At 37.6% G+C, this 14,909-nt stretch carries 9 protein-coding genes; 3 read left to right on the top strand and 6 right to left on the bottom strand.

The genetic code is table 11. From position 1 onward, the window contains the following. Positions 1–108: 108 nt before the first annotated feature. Positions 109–1,020 carry a sialate O-acetylesterase gene (locus tag B0X80_RS16140; protein ID WP_077342149.1) on the bottom strand — a complete coding sequence of 304 codons (912 nt, stop codon included), beginning with the start codon at positions 1,018–1,020 and terminating at the stop codon, positions 109–111. 327 nt (positions 1,021–1,347) lie between these two features. On the opposite strand from B0X80_RS16140, the gene B0X80_RS16145 reads away from it, so the two are divergent. The 3 genes from B0X80_RS16145 to B0X80_RS16155 all read left to right on the top strand — a co-directional run bounded on the left by B0X80_RS16145 (position 1,348) and on the right by B0X80_RS16155 (position 7,466). Continuing rightward, complete coding sequence (locus B0X80_RS16145) at positions 1,348–2,913, top strand: sulfatase family protein (protein WP_077342151.1); 1,566 nt, start codon at positions 1,348–1,350, stop codon at positions 2,911–2,913. 2 nt (positions 2,914–2,915) lie between these two features. Then, entirely contained in the window at positions 2,916–4,517 is a 1,602-nt protein-coding gene (locus B0X80_RS16150) for a sulfatase family protein (RefSeq protein WP_077342153.1), read from the top strand. A gap of 108 nt (positions 4,518–4,625) precedes the next feature. Continuing rightward, positions 4,626–7,466, top strand: coding sequence for a PQQ-binding-like beta-propeller repeat protein (locus tag B0X80_RS16155; RefSeq protein WP_077342155.1), 2,841 nt, complete (start codon positions 4,626–4,628; stop codon positions 7,464–7,466). Positions 7,467–7,616: 150 nt separating this feature from the next. On the opposite strand, the gene B0X80_RS16160 is transcribed toward B0X80_RS16155, so the two are convergent. Genes B0X80_RS16160 through B0X80_RS16180 form a run of 5 tightly spaced genes read right to left on the bottom strand, consistent with a single transcriptional unit; the run spans position 7,617 to position 14,908 of the window. Continuing rightward, entirely contained in the window at positions 7,617–8,555 is a 939-nt protein-coding gene (locus B0X80_RS16160; protein ID WP_077342157.1) for a TIGR01777 family oxidoreductase, read from the bottom strand. Between the two features lie 42 nt (positions 8,556–8,597). Then, positions 8,598–9,890: a sensor histidine kinase gene (locus B0X80_RS16165; RefSeq protein WP_077342161.1), complete on the bottom strand. Its 1,293-nt coding sequence runs from the start codon at positions 9,888–9,890 to the stop codon at positions 8,598–8,600. A gap of 5 nt (positions 9,891–9,895) precedes the next feature. Further along, on the bottom strand, positions 9,896–10,579 hold the full coding sequence (locus tag B0X80_RS16170) for a response regulator transcription factor (protein ID WP_077342163.1): 684 nt from the start codon (positions 10,577–10,579) through the stop codon (positions 9,896–9,898). Then, a complete protein-coding gene (locus tag B0X80_RS16175) occupies positions 10,569–13,745 on the bottom strand; it encodes an efflux RND transporter permease subunit (protein ID WP_077342165.1) in 3,177 nt (1,058 codons plus the stop codon). Before B0X80_RS16175 ends, B0X80_RS16170 begins: the two co-directional genes overlap by 11 nt. Further along, entirely contained in the window at positions 13,745–14,908 is a 1,164-nt protein-coding gene (locus tag B0X80_RS16180) for an efflux RND transporter periplasmic adaptor subunit (protein ID WP_077342167.1), read from the bottom strand. Before B0X80_RS16180 ends, B0X80_RS16175 begins: the two co-directional genes overlap by 1 nt. Position 14,909: the final 1 nt, after the last annotated feature.

Consider the following 14,909-nt stretch of genomic DNA (forward strand, 5'->3'; position numbering starts at 1 on the left):
ATCTGCTTTTTTTTGTCTAATGATTGTCTACTCTAATTAAAATCACAAGAATTAACCACAGAGTGCACAGAGGGACTTCGTCCTACCCCCTATTTAATTAATCCGATTTTATAAAATAAAGGGTAATAGTTTATTCGCAAAAGCTTCGCCCAATCTAACTTGTCCTAGCGTGTTGTAATGAGTGTTGTCTGTATGTTTTGGGAAGTCTTCCCAGTCACTATTTGTTGTCGTTAAGATAATTGACACATTTTTTTTTGTATTCGCTACATCAACCATAGCTTGGCGAACCACTTCAGGTCCTTTTTTAAAGCGGCCATAAGTTGAGTTAATTTGTCCGATAATAAATGGCATATCTGCAACCTTAGTGTCACGTCTATTTTGTTGTATAAACTCAACTAAGTTGTCACGGTAAGATAACGACGTAAACTCTTTAGCCGCATCGTTTTCACCTTGCATCCATGCCATTCCTATAACTTTATAAGGCACATTTTGTTGGTCTAAAAGCGTTAACTGTTCCTTAATACTGGTTTGAAACATTTTATATAAAGGTAAATCTTGCTTATAGCCTTTCTCAGAGCTTTTAGCTTTCTCGGCTGTCCAGTTTGTACTCCAAGCACCATAAAGTGATGTGCCGCCGTAAGCTGTTTTGATCAACAAAAACTTCTTCTTTGGGAACTTTTCAGCGAGCGTAATCCCAATCATAAGTTCAGGCCCAAAAGCTTTTTCAAAACCGTATTTTTCTTTTTTGTGAGGAGATAACGTAAAAGATAACGGTACTGCTTTGTCTCCTTTATTACTTAACATAACGCGAGAAGATACCTTGCTAAGCCTTTGTTTAACTGACGGCTCTAAAGCGTCAAAGTTGCCCGCCCCTTCCATATTTGACTGACCAGCAAGTAAAACAACACTGATTGTGTTTTCTTTTTGTTGTGATGCTAGTTTTTCTGTTTGCGAATGTACTTTAGTTTGTGACACGCAGGCACATAATGCGCATGACAGTATTAACAGTAAAATTTTCATTAATAAACCTTATAAGAGGGATAGCGCTAACTCAATATACCTAATAACATTTTATACTCCAAGTAAAGTATAATTACAAAAGTCACAATAAAATACAATAAATTGTTTTAAAAGACTTTTTTATAAGTGCGACACAAAAAACCCAAATACACGAGGTTTAGCGCTATCCCAAAGTTATTGCATTACCTGTATTGGTTTATTACAATCAAAATACACTAACAATTTAATGCTTTAAATTAAGCTTGTTTTTTTGACTATATTATAAAGAAAACAATCGCTTAGATAAAAACAATAAAAGCATTATTCTCACCTCACTTTGGGATGTACATGAATATAAAACCTTTCGTTAAAATGATAATTCCGTTATCAATAATCGCTTTACTACCGGCTTGCCAACAAACGGCTCAAGAAACAGCTAATCCGAGTAAAAATCCAGATAAACCTAACATCGTTGTATTTTACGTTGACGACTTAGGTTGGGGAGATGTGAGTTCATATGGCGCTACGCGTGTTACTACACCTAATATAGATAAACTCGCTGAAAATGGTCTTAAGTTTACCGATGCTCATAGCTCATCAGCAACTTGTACACCGTCACGCTATTCTCTTTTAACGGGTGAATATGCTTTTCGTAAAAATGCTCGTATTCTTAAAGGTGATGCACCGCTATTAATTGGTACTGATCAACCGACTTTACCTAAACTATTAAAAAATGCAGGTTATAAATCGGGTGTTGTAGGTAAATGGCATTTAGGTTTAGGTGATGGTAAACAGCCTATTGATTGGAATGGTAAAGTAAGCCCAGGACCATTAGAAGTAGGCTTTGACTACAGCTTTTTATTACCTGCTACTGGCGATAGAGTACCCACTGTTTATTTAGAAAATCATCATGTACTCAACTTATCAAAAGATGATCCACTATTTGTTAGCTATAAAGAAAAAATAGGTAATCGCCCTACTGGTGATGATAACCCTGAATTACTTCGTCAAGTTGCAGATCCACAACACAATAAAACCATAATTAACGGTGTAAGCCGTATTGGTTGGATGCAAGGAGGTAAAAGTGCTGAATGGAAAGATGAAGATTTTCCGTTAGTGACGACTCAAAAAGCCAATACTTTTATTTCTGCTAACCAAAACAATCCGTTTTTCTTATTCTTTTCTTTCCATGATATTCATGTACCAAGATTACCTCACCCTATGTTTCAAGGAGCTACTGAAATGGGGAACCGTGGCGACGCTATTGTTCAAATGGATTGGATCACTGGCCAAGTAGTTGATCACCTTAAAGAATTAAACCTACTCGACAATACCCTTATTATTTTTACGAGCGACAACGGTGCAGTGTTATTTGATGGTTATGAAGATGGCGCGCTAAGCTTAACGGGTAGCCATAAACAAAATGGAATATACCGTGGCGGTAAATTTAGCGCATTTGAAGCAGGAACACGTGTTCCGTTTATTGTGCATTACCCTAATAAAGTAAAAACAGGTACAAGTCACGCTTTAATGAGCCAAATAGATCTCTACGCATCAATCGCTAGCATGTTAAACCTTGATTTAGGTAACACTGAAGCCATTGACAGTAAAAATCACTTAGCCGCTTTATTTAATGCTGATACACCTGCAAGAAAAATACTGATTGAAGAAACACCTTTTACTTTAGCGTTACGTGAAGGTGACTGGAAGTATATTCAGCCAGCGAGAAAGCTTTCACCTAAACTTGAAACACATAAGAAAATTGAAAGTGGCTTAAGTAAACAAGTACAACTTTATGACTTAAGTATTGATCCGTCAGAAACTACTAATATCGCGAGTGAAAAATCAGCGCGAGTTAAAGATATGAATTCAATATTAGAAAGCATTAAACAACAAAAATCACGGGAAGATTAGTCATGAACTTATACCCAAACGTATCACATAAACTGAAGCATTTATTACTGATAACTTGTTGCATTGCGAGTGTAACAGGATGCTCAACGCTTGTTGCCAACAATGAAAAAACAGTAAAACAAACTAATAAAAACATAACGCAGCCAGCCAATAAAAAGCCCAACGTTATTTGGTTAGTATTAGAAGACATATCGTTAGAAGTAGGCAGCTACGGCGACACATTAGTAAAAACACCTAACCTAGATAAACTGTCTAAAATGGGTACGCGTTACACTAATGCCTATGCAACTTCTCCCGTTTGTTCGCCTACACGCTCTGCTTTTTTTACGGGTATGAACCAAACCAGTATTGGTGCGCATCATCATAGAAGTCATTTAGAAGATGGTTACCAACTACCACAGCACGTAAAAATGTTATCTGAATATTTACGTGATGAAGGCTATTACAATTTGTTAATGGGACCAAAGCAAAAAACTGATTTTAACTTTAGTCATATTGTTAGTGCTTTTGATGCAACCGACGGTGAAATTAAATACTCAGGTGGCGCTTATACTCATGCCCCTATCGACAGAAAAATATTAGGTCATAGAGCTTGGAACCAATATAAAAAAGAAGCACCTGAAAAACCGTTTTTCGCTCAAATTAATTACAGCGAAACCCACAGAACATTTATTGCTGATCCAAAAAATCCCATCAACCCAGACGATGTTAAATTACCAAGCTATTACCCCGATCATGAACTTGTTCGACGCGATTGGGCTTTATACCTTGAAACCGTACAAACGGTTGATCAAAAAGTTGGTAACTTAATGGCTGAATTAGAAGCCGCTGGTGCGTTAGAAAATACCATTGTTTTTGTATTTGGCGATCATGGTCGAGCCATGTTACGTGATAAACAATGGTTATACGATGGTGGTTTACGTGTACCTTTAATTGTTTTTGGTAAAGGTATTGCCCAAGGTAAAGTGAGTGACGAACTGGTTAGCTTAATTGATTTAGCGCCAACTACACTTGATATGATAGGGGCTGATGTTCCTGACTACATGGAAGGCCATGTATTTATTGGTAAAAATACAAAACCACGTAATCATGTATTTGCGCAACGCGACCGCTGTGATGAAACAGATGATCGTATTCGTTCAGTACGTGGTAAGCGTTTCCATTACATTAAAAACTTCTATCCTGAACAACCTTACACACAATTTAATGCGTATAAAAAGCTTCAATACCCTGTTCTTACCCTAATGCAAAAATTACATGAAGAAGGCAAGCTAACACCTACGCAAGCCCTATTCTTTGCTGATAGCCGTCCACCTGAAGAGTTATATGACACTTATTCAGATCCTGAAGAAGTCAATAACTTAGCAGACGACCCAAGATATAAAGCTCAACTGGCTAGAATGCGCAGTGAGTTAACTAACTGGCAAGAAAGAACAGGTGACATGGGCATGATAGACGAAGCACCAGAAGACATCGCCTACTGGGACAACTTTTTTGCTAAACACTTTAAAGAAGAAATGAATAGCCGCGGTTTACCTGCAAATGTTGACCACGACACCTATTTAAAATGGTGGGATAAGTTTCTTAAAGATCTTGGAAAGTAACACTTAAAAAAATCAAAAATAACCAAAAACAAGGTAAGCTTGAATAAATTTGTTATAAATTTCTATTCAAGCTTATTTTTTATAACAACATAATCATTAGAGAAAAACATGCGTAAAAAATACATAAAGCTTGTTTCTTATTTATCTATTGTTAGTGCTTTTAGCTCAATAGCGTCAGCCAAAACAGAAGATATAGTAAGTGTTGATACAGGCTATACATTAACAAAAGTAAGATCAGCCAACTATGATAATCAATCAATAGTTATCGCTTCCACTTACGAAGGAAAAATTATTGCCTATAACAATTTAGGTAAACCTTTATGGGAGAACGATCTCTCTGGCTACATGAATCATGATTTATGGAGTGCAGACATAACAAACGATAATAAAGATGAAATATTAGTCGCGAATGCTGATGGCTCTATCTATTGTTTATCTGATACAGGGAAACTCCTTTGGACCTTTAAACAAAACGATGTTCCTATGTATGCCGTAACGGTAATAAAAGATAAAGGAAAGGATTACATTGTTGCAGGTGGTTACGATACCAACCTTTATTACCTTGATAACAAAGGTAAGCTAATAAAAACCTTACCAACCTCTACATTCTCCAAAGCCAAACCTTGGAATAAAAAAGATAAAACTGAAATTACAAAAGGCACAAGACTTCCTAAAGAAAATGTAGAAATTGCTAACTTTTTAAGACCAATAAAAGATAAAAGTGGTAATAACATTTTAGTGGCTCATACGGCTATCAATTCAATGCACACTTCTGGTCAACTGCATTTTTTTACCCCTTTATCTGACAAACCTTTCAAAACTATTACGCTAAAAACAAACAAAAGCCCTGTTGGTGACTTACGTATAGTTGATGCAGATAATGACGGCTACGACGATGTGGTATTAGGTAGCACAAAAATGAAAGGCCAAAATATAAGTATTTATAGTTTGGCTAAAGACCAACAGCTCACCTACCCACTTCCTAAAATAAACAAAGCTTTTGGCGAATTTGGTTACAGAATAGCTCAAACTGAAATTATTAAAAAAGATGGGAAAAATCAATTATTCTTATTATACGGTGAGTTATTCACAACTTTACCGGTAACGATTACCAACACAAAAAATAAGAGTAATAACAAAACTAACGCTACTCTTTATCGTGGTAAATATTCATATAATGATTTATGGAAAGATCCTCTAACTGAAAACCTTATTTTAGCCAGTGCGCAATCAGGCGGAAGTAACTTTCATATCATAAACACATCAAGCAACACGTGGGAAAAAAGTTTAGAGTCCCTAACTGCATCAGGCAAGCTAGCCACCATTTTAAATAATACGGAAGATTTAAAATCCAAAGTAGCTCACTACAAAACAGATAAAGACATTAATAAGAAAAACCCTGTGTATTTAATGTCTGACTCTAAAAAAACGCCGAAAAAACAAAGGGATTTAGTAGCAAAAAATTATGAATCTCCTATCTTTCTTGGTTACGGTTCTCTAGCCTCTGAAGACTACGACCGTTCAATTATCAAAAATAAAGTCTATCGTAAAAAACGTGATAAACGCCAAAAATATGATTTATCACAAGAGCAAATATTAAAAAGAGCTAAGTCTTTATATGCAAACACTTCTGGTGCAGCTTTTTGGGGGGGACACGGAAACGACCCGTTTTTTAGAAGCTTAGATACACATAAGAAAACCTTAGAAATAGCTGGCGATAAAAAAACAGTGATGATTTTTCCAGAGCTAGCTAAATATGACGAAAACTTTGAATACGTACTCAGTGACTTTCTTTTTCCATTAGCTGATGAGTTTAAAAAAGTTGATGCCAATATCTTTTTAAGAAATAAGCATACCTTTTGGCAATCAATGATCTACAAAAGAGGCTGGGCTAATTTAGTTTCAGGCGATTATGCCGATGTATTTGTACCTGCTATGGAAGAAACCACCGACAAATCAATGGATTTAAGTATAGCAGCAAGAACAGGTCTTTGGGCAAGTGGCGCGGTAAACCAATGGGGAACACGTTTTTCTAGAGACAACACCAGTTTTGATAGATTACGACAGCATTCACATCAAATGGTGCCTAATTTAGCCTTACGCCAATTTGTATATCATATTGCCAACGGCGCAACCTTTATCAACAACTTTGCCTACGACAATCAATACCTCTATGTACTTTGGGACTTAATTGGTAAAGGGATTTTATATACGCCAAAAGCCAATGAAATACTTAGTTATTCGCCTGTTCATTTAAGTATGTTAGAACCTGATGATCACTATGTTGATGAAGGTAATAACGTAAAATGGTTAAACGTGTTTGACCAAAACGTTGAAGATAACAACCCTATGGTTTTCAGCCGATTAAATGGAACTTGGCCGGGTGCTGCTGTTACAGAGTGGGATTATTCACGCTTTGCCTCAGGCGTAAAAGACAGACACTTAAACTACTTGCCTCCTCAGCCTAATGGTATGGTTTTAATTACCCCTCCTCAAGATGGTGTGTTTGCAGATAAAAATGCTAAAAGAGGACGTTTAGCCGATAACTTGCACCCTATTTATAAAAACATTATGACGGAGTTTTATACCAACGGTCGAGATTACGTTTCTGCTGATGGAAAAGAAAAATATTCAGCTAAGACTTACTATACAAAAGTTGCACAAGCGATTAGTGAAAAAAGTAAGTTATTACCTGTTACCGTTAAGGGAGATGCCGCTTGGGTCGTTGCACAAGTAACACCAACAACATTAAGGCTGACCTTAGTTGATGGTGGATACATCAACCCTAAGTTATCAACTGTTAACGTTCAATTTAATGGAATAACCCCCACTAAAGTTGTTGATGTTATCGATAAAACTGAATTTACGGTAAAAAACAACCAAACAACGGTTCAAATACCTACAGGATTATTTAAGTTTATAGATATTGAGCTAGCTAAACCTTTGTAAGTTATTCGGTATAGCGATATAAAAGAAATAGCTAGACAATATCTAGCTATTTCTTTTCATTAACCTCGTAGAAAACTTCATATAGCCACACCAACCGTTTGAGTTAACCTAAATACAATCAGTTATAAAATCCATTAATCAGAACTGGAATTAATGAATCAAGTTATCAAACGCTATATTTAACTCAGGATAGGTAAATTCAAATCCATCTTGCTGAATGTTGGCAGGAATAACACGCTGACCGGTAATAAGGACTTCATCAGCTAATTCACCCACAATTAAACTGAGTAGTTTTGCTGGAAACTTAATCCGAAGAAAAGTTTTTAAATGTAAGCTCAAAGTATCTGCAAATACTTTATTTGTAACCGGGTTAGGTGCTGTACCATTAATTGCTCCATGAACTTTTGAATGAGTAAATAAATGGATAATTATGGCGATTAAATCATCACGGTGGATCCAAGACATAAACTGCTCTCCCTTAGATATTTGCATTGAAAAGCCATAGTCAAAAGGTAAACGTAGTTCAGCTAACGGTCCACCATCATCACCTAACACAATACCTATACGTAATAAGCATACTCTAATGCCTTGAGCTTCAACCTTGAGTGCTTGTTCTTCCCATTGGCGACATAGTTCATGTGAAAAGCAATGAACAACAGCACCATTTTCGTCTAATACTTCATCTTGATGAGGACCATAATAACCGATAGCAGAACCGTTAATTAACACCTCCGGTTTATGTTTAAGGCGTTTAACAAGATCACAAATACCCGCAGTAATATTGAGTCGGCTATTAATAAATATAGCTTTACGCTGTTTTGTCCATCGCCCTTTTGCTAAAGGTTCGCCAGCTAGATTTATAATGACATCAAATTCAGCCTCGTCAGTAATTTCAGAAAACTGGGTTATAAAATTAACTTCTGTAGGGAGTGTGGTGCTCGCAATCTGTATGTTTCTAACTAAAAGAGTAACGTCATGTTTTAAGTACATAAGGATCTGTATTAATCGCTTACCAATAAATCCGGTACCGCCTGTTAGCAAGATTCTTTTTTTACTACCTTGATATATTTCAAATGGTATTAACGACATAAATTTATAAGACCTTAAAATGTAAATTAACCCAATTTTAGGTTAACTAAAAAACACCGACACACTGTAACCATAGTCTAGTTTGGTTGTAGTGTAACGCCAGCCAAATTGTTTAGTAAGTTTTTCTACTAACTGCATACCTAAACCAAAGCCCAGTTCATTATTATCTGATGGCTTATTGGCTTGTGTTTCGTTTGCTCCTTCAACACCTTCTTCATAACATTCTTCAATATTTGTAATAATGACTTCATTGCCCCTTTGTACAATATCAACTCGTCCTTGCTGCGTATGTTGAAAGGCATTTCTGATCAAGTTATTCAATACAATTAAACTCGGTACTACCGCTATATCCACTTGCGTTTCATCTGTATCAATATTTACTGTAACCAACTTGCCGGAGAGTAAATAAATTAATTCATTTTGAGTACTTTGCACTAAATCACCTAAACAGCTAGTTTCAATAGGCATATCGGTATCGCCTTCTCTACTTAACCATAAAAGTGTTTCAGTTATAGACTTCATGGTTAAACTGGCACGTTGAATACGATCACGTATTTTTCTTTCATTGTCAGAAGGATTCGGATTTACTTTTTCAAGTAGTGCCGCGTTACTTCTAATAACAGCAATAGGTGTACGTAATTCATGGCTTGCGTAACTTAAAAAGGTTTGTTCTCGTTCTATCGATTCGGCCACCGAAACTAAGTTGTCGTGCATAAGTGATGCGACTGCGTTGAGTTCTTTAAATCTAAAATCTGGTCGTGGTTTGTTAATATCGTTAATGGTGAGCCCTTTACCCCACGCTTGTAGCGATTCTACTGGCACAGTGATTTTTTTAAATATGGCTAATAATACCAATACAAAAATAATAAGCCCTGAAGTACCCACCAGAATAATTTCTTGCATAGGATCAAGAATAATACCTTTGTCCTGATGTTTTTTAGCTACGTGCTCTCGTACGTTTTCATTGAATAATGAAATAAAGATTTTTTTCCCATCGCGCTCAAACGCCATAAGTACATAAGCTTTTTCTGGTGGTGCAATAAATACCCAACCAACAAACTTTGAATACAATATGTTGTTTTCAATAGACTCTTGGGAAAACTGATCACGCACTTGCTGCGGTACAAGCTGCCAATCGGTCGTTACATGATATCCTAATATGTCTTGTTCAACTTTCCCTTGTTCAGGGTATTGCTTCGCAATGCCCGTCATCATTCTTTGGGTCATTTTGTCAAACGAGCCAACAAAAATACTCGCACTTTGATACGACAAAATAACCGCAATCATTAAAACTAAACTGGTTAGTAATGCAAAAATATAGGTACGAATACTCATTTAATTTACCTGAATGTGTTTATAGCTCTTAATACAAAGCCAAAACCTGTAGCGGTATCAAGAGTCAAATTAGCATTAACGTTAGCCAGCTGTTTACGTAAATGATGAATGTGCACTTTTAGGCTATTACTGTCAGGCTGCTCGTCTCCCCAAACCGCCTGCATTAACGCCTCTCGTGAAACAGGTTTTGAAGCATCTCGCATCAATTTTTGTAGTAGCTTGAATGTTATAGGCGTTAGTTTTATGGGGTCATCGCCATATATTGCAGTACATTCTCTGGTATTTAGTACTAATTTACCTAACGTAAGATGACTTAATTGCCCACTTCGGCGTGTTGACAGTGCAATAACTCGCACCAGTAGCTCTTCAATTTCGAAAGGTTTAACAAGGTAGTCGTCTGTACCGGCATCAAACCCTGCTATTTTATCACCCAAAGAGTCGCGCGCTGTTAACATTAAAATAGGTGTTTCGTTACTGCTCTCACGTACTTTTTGACAAACCGACAAACCATCTAAACGAGGTAAATTAATGTCTAATAGAATCACTTGATACGCATTTGATTCAATAAGCGACAATCCTTGTACACCGTTAGAGGCATGATCGCAGCTAATGCCTTCAATCTCTAAATAATCTACAACGGTAGCCGCTAAATCGACATCATCTTCAACAAGTAATACTTTAATGGTCATGCACTAAATCCTCTTGCGTTTTACCGCTAAATTTACGTTTTATTTTATCGATAACATTGATGGCGTCTTGTTGCATCATGAGTAACGACGGCACTAATAGTAACGTAATAAAGGTAGCAAACAAAATGCCATAACCCAGAGATGCCGCAGCCGGAATAATAAACTGCGCTTGTGTTGACGTTTCGCTTAACAACGGCATTAAGCCTGCGTATGTGGTTATTGAAGTCAGTAATACTGCGCGTAACCTGCCGGTACAAGCTTCAATAATAGCATCAGATATTTTAGCTTTTTCTTTTTTTAATGTATTAAAGCGCGAAACCAACAATAAGCTATCGTTTACCACTACACCACTTAACGCCACAATACCGTTAAAAGATAAGATACTGATCACCATGTCATTTAACCAATGACCTAAAATAGCGCCTACTAAACCAAAAGGTATCGCCATCATAATAATGATGGGTTGAACATATGAACGCAGCGGAATAGCTAATAATATATAAATAGCCGCCATCGCCATCATAAACAAACGGCTCATTGAATTAGTGGTTTCTGCTTGTGATTCAGCCTCGCCTGCAAAATGAATATTTAGATCGGGATAACGGTTTTCTAAACTAGGGATTAATGTAGTTTGTAAGCTTTGTACTAGCTCGTTAGACGATAAAATGTCTTTATCGACTCGCGCACTTACATACACGGCAGGTAAACCCGAAATACGTGTAATATCGTTTTGCTGATACTCAGAAGTTACGTTAGCCACTAACGCCAGCGGAACCACCTGCCCGTTCGCTAGCCTTACGTTTGCCTTCATTACATCATCAACGGTTTGACGCTCACTTTCAGGATAACGAATACGTACTTTAACTTCGTCTTTTCCTCGTTGATAACGTTGTACTATTTCACCACCAAAAGCTTGTAATACTTGTCGTGAAAGCTCTTGTGTAGTTAACCCTAACGACAAGCCTTGTTCGGTTAGCGCAAAACGAAGCTGTGCTTGGCCTGAATCAAAGTTATCATCAATACCACTCACACCTGCAACTTGTGCAATAGCGGCTTTAATTTCTTGCCCTGCGGCGCTAATGGTGTCGGTATTCCATGCTTTTAGCTCAACTTTAAAGTTGTCTCTGCCACCAAAGCCTGAACGAATATCAAGTTTTCTTACGCCTTCAGGCATTTTGGCTTCGGCTTTCCAAACACGAGCAAACTCGATTAAGCCATAAGGTGCAGACTCGTCTAACTCGACAACAACTGAGCCAGACAAATCACTTTCACCAATCACTTCTATGGTGTCGATTGCTGTGCCCTTTTGACCATGTTCAGCCATTAATTTTTCATCGGTACGTAGTGCGGCAAGCTCTATCGCATTTAAGTTTTTACTGGTTTGCCCGAAACTTGTATCGTTTTGCATCGACATATTAGCTTCAACAACACTCCCCGGAATATCAGGAAAGAAAGCCACACGAACACCACCATTTTGTGGCATACCTATCACTAAAATAAAAATAGAAATAAAACCAAATAACACCCCATAACGATATTGAATAGCCCATTTGATTGATGGTAAATATATGCGTTCACTAAACCATTGTAAGCCGTAATCACAACCATGCTGAATACGTGGCCATATACTACGCCAGCCTGTTCTAGCTTTAGTATGAGTATTTAAATGTGCTAAATGTGAAGGTAATATAAGTTTTGATTCAACCACTGATAACAATAAGCAAATAGTGACAATAACAGCGAACTGTGAATACACTTTCCCCATGGTGCCTTCAACATTCGCTAAAGCGACAAAGGTTGCTACTGTGGTAAGTACACCAAATATGGTAGGCACAGCCACCTTTTTTGCGCCTGCAATGGTACTTTGTAAAGAATCGCCGTCTGATTTTCGGGTAGCGTAAATACTCTCACCCACCACGACGGCATCATCTACCACGATCCCCAGCGCAAGAATAAAACCAAAGGTAGTCATTTCGTTAATGGTCATGCCGGTAAAGTTATCCGTCATAAAAAACAAAGTACCGCAAAAAATAAACGGTAAACCTGCTGTAACCCAAAACGCCACACGTAAGTTAAGAAACAAGGCTAAAATAATAAATACTAACGCGATACCTGATAAGGCATTTTTGATTAATAGTGCTAATCTATCGCGAATCAGCGTTCCGCCATCGTTCCATGTTTCAATCGCTACACCTTGTGGTAACAATGCGCTTTCTTGCCATTTACTAACAATATTATTGGCTTGCTCTACTATTTTTAATACGTCGCCTGTTTCATCAACGGTAATGTTAATACCAATACCCGGCTTACCGTTATAGCGACCTACAACAAACTTATCATCAGCAAATGCATCATTAATATTGGCCACGTCACCTAATTTCACTTGGCTACCATCAGCTAGCGTTAATAAAGGAATATTCGCGAACTCTTGTTGTTGATAGGCTTGTTCTGCAACTTTTAATCGCACGACTTTATCGGCGTTACGTAAACTAGTTGAAATGCCCGTGGACGATTCGCTATTAACAACCGCAGCAACATCAGAAAACGATAAGTTGTAAGCTTGTAGCTTTTGCTCATCAAGCTCTATCGACATCATAGGTTCAGCTTTACCACTAATGTCTACATTAGAAATAGACGACTGCGCGAGCAAGTCTACTTTTATGCGTTCAGCAATCGCTTGTAATGCACTACGGTCGCTATCACCAAATATTTTAATTGAATAGGCATGACGTAAGCGCGTAACTATTTCAATAACAGGGTTTTCAGCTTCAGCCGGAAAATTATAAACGGCATCTATTTTTGCTTTAACGTCACGTAATAACAGATCTAAATCATAACTTGAGTTTGCTTCTACTACGACACTACTCCCATTGGCGTTGGATGTAGAAGTTACACGCTTTATTCCTTGTACTGTGGCTAATGCTTCTTCTATTTTTATCGCTATACCTTCTTCAGAAAGCTGTGCGTCGCCACTGTCGTAGGTCATTGATATGCGAATAGAGTCAGTTGCCATTGCAGGAAAGGCTTCTTTTCTCAGCTGATTAAAAGACATTAAGCCAAGAAATATAATAGATAGCATTAATAAGTTCGCGGCTACCGAGTTACCAGCAAACCACGCGATAATACCGCGTTGCTCATAAGGTGGCGTTGTTACAGGTGTTGTCATTACAATAACTCCTCTCCGTTAGCTTCTACCTTCATATTCACTAGGTAACTTGATAAAGGTCGGTTAACAATAAGTGCTTGAGTTAAAGCTTCTGTTGGTTGAACATACACAGCATTACCTTGAGAAAATAATACCTTAACCGCTAAATGAGCTAATAAACCTTCATCATTAACCTGCCAAATTGTTTGGTTATCAATTAATGAAGATGCTGGTAATTTCCATAAATTTTCGATCGCCTCGCCTTCAATCGTCGCTTTAACAAAAGAACCAGGAAATAACGGATTAGACAAAGCAATAGGGTTTTCTATAGAAACCACTAACGAGCGTTGGCGACTTGCGCTATCGATATGTTGTTCGAAACGATCAAACCTTGCTTGCCATTGTTCATGGCTTGTTTCATCAGTTAGTTTTACCTTTATAGTAGACAGCACATTGTGTTCACTTAAACCTTTAGGTAATAACTGCCATTGCTGTTGAGATAACGGCAATGACACTTCAAATAACGAAATATCGTAAAGTTCGGCAACGGTATTACCCGCTTGAACATTACTACCTACTTGTACCTCTTTCGACACAACTAATGCATCAAACGGTGCAACTAATTTTGTTTGAGCTAAGTCATATTCCGCTTTAGCTAATGCTTTACTCGCCATTACATGTTGCGCTTTTGCTGCTGCGAGTTGAGGCTTACGTAATACAAGGTCTGACGCTTGCTCGTTGGCAAGTCCTGACTGTTGCCACTCTTGTGCCGCTTGGCTGCTATTTAATTCTTCTTGCGCTAAAGCGAGTTCAGCATTAGCTAAATTAACTTGTGCGTTAGCAAGCGCTTGTTGATAAACAATCGATTCTACCTCTGCTAATACTTCCCCTTTTTTAAAGGTATTACCGGTAAGGAATTTGTTAGATAACATCGTTATTCTGCCACTAACTTGTGATGTTAGTGCAAGTTGATTACGAGACTTAACCACACCGTAAGCCGTAACAGAAGCATGATGTGTTACAGGTGACGTTTGTGTTACAGAAACTACCGGATACTGCGGAGCTGCTTTAGGCGGTGGCGTACGTTGTTGATTAGCCGATAACGTGCTGTTAATACCAATAGCTAAAAATATGCAAGCTAAGCCAACAACTGTTGCGAGTGATTTTTTATTAATAATTTTCATA

This window comes from Pseudocolwellia agarivorans, assembly GCF_002000085.1.
Classification (GTDB): domain Bacteria; phylum Pseudomonadota; class Gammaproteobacteria; order Enterobacterales; family Alteromonadaceae; genus Pseudocolwellia; species Pseudocolwellia agarivorans.

Excerpts from the sequence above, each read along its gene's own strand:
- B0X80_RS16140 (WP_077342149.1), bottom strand. The coding sequence starts at position 1,020 with ATGAAAATTTTACTGTTAATACTGTCATGCGCATTATGTGCCTGCGTG.
- B0X80_RS16175 (WP_077342165.1), bottom strand. The coding sequence starts at position 13,745 with ATGACAACACCTGTAACAACGCCACCTTATGAGCAACGCGGTATTATC.
- B0X80_RS16180 (WP_077342167.1), bottom strand. The coding sequence starts at position 14,908 with ATGAAAATTATTAATAAAAAATCACTCGCAACAGTTGTTGGCTTAGCT.
- B0X80_RS16160 (WP_077342157.1), bottom strand. The coding sequence starts at position 8,555 with ATGTCGTTAATACCATTTGAAATATATCAAGGTAGTAAAAAAAGAATC.
- B0X80_RS16150 (WP_077342153.1), top strand. The coding sequence starts at position 2,916 with ATGAACTTATACCCAAACGTATCACATAAACTGAAGCATTTATTACTG.
- B0X80_RS16170 (WP_077342163.1), bottom strand. The coding sequence starts at position 10,579 with ATGACCATTAAAGTATTACTTGTTGAAGATGATGTCGATTTAGCGGCT.
- B0X80_RS16145 (WP_077342151.1), top strand. The coding sequence starts at position 1,348 with ATGAATATAAAACCTTTCGTTAAAATGATAATTCCGTTATCAATAATC.
- B0X80_RS16155 (WP_077342155.1), top strand. The coding sequence starts at position 4,626 with ATGCGTAAAAAATACATAAAGCTTGTTTCTTATTTATCTATTGTTAGT.
- B0X80_RS16165 (WP_077342161.1), bottom strand. The coding sequence starts at position 9,890 with ATGAGTATTCGTACCTATATTTTTGCATTACTAACCAGTTTAGTTTTA.